Origin of the sequence: Pseudonocardia sp. SID8383 (assembly GCF_009864975.1) — a bacterium.
In the GTDB taxonomy this organism is placed as follows: Bacteria; Actinomycetota; Actinomycetes; order Mycobacteriales; family Pseudonocardiaceae; genus Pseudonocardia; species Pseudonocardia alni.
Genome location: NZ_WWFY01000616.1, coordinates 1 through 352 on the forward strand (window position 1 = coordinate 1; position 352 = coordinate 352).

1 protein-coding gene is annotated in these 352 nt (G+C 79.5%); it reads right to left on the reverse strand.

All coding sequences use genetic code 11. The features are described 5' to 3' along the window. Positions 1-352: CocE/NonD family hydrolase C-terminal non-catalytic domain-containing protein (locus GTW08_RS14845; protein WP_275938985.1), on the reverse strand; the 352-nt coding region annotated here is incomplete at both ends.

Sequence of the window (352 nt, forward strand, 5' to 3'; positions counted from 1 at the left end):
GGGGATGGCGGCCGCGGCGACCTCGTCGCGGCCGGGTCGGACGTGCGGCAGGTCCAGGCGCAGCGCGTGCACGGTGCGGCGGTCGGCGCGCAGCTCGGTCGCGTGCGCCGGGTCCCGACCGGTGTGCGGGTTGCGGGCGTGTGCGGGCCAGTGGTGCCCGGCGATCTCGACGCGCAGCCGGTCGCCCTCGCCCACGGCGGCGCCGACCGGCGGGGTGGTGACGACGACCTGCCGCGACGCCGGGCCGCGGTGCCGGTGCACGGCGGTGACGAGGTCGTGGCCGCGCAGTCCGACCCGGACGACCCAGTCGGCGTCCGGGGCGTCGGTGTCGCCGGTGACGGTGACGACCAGG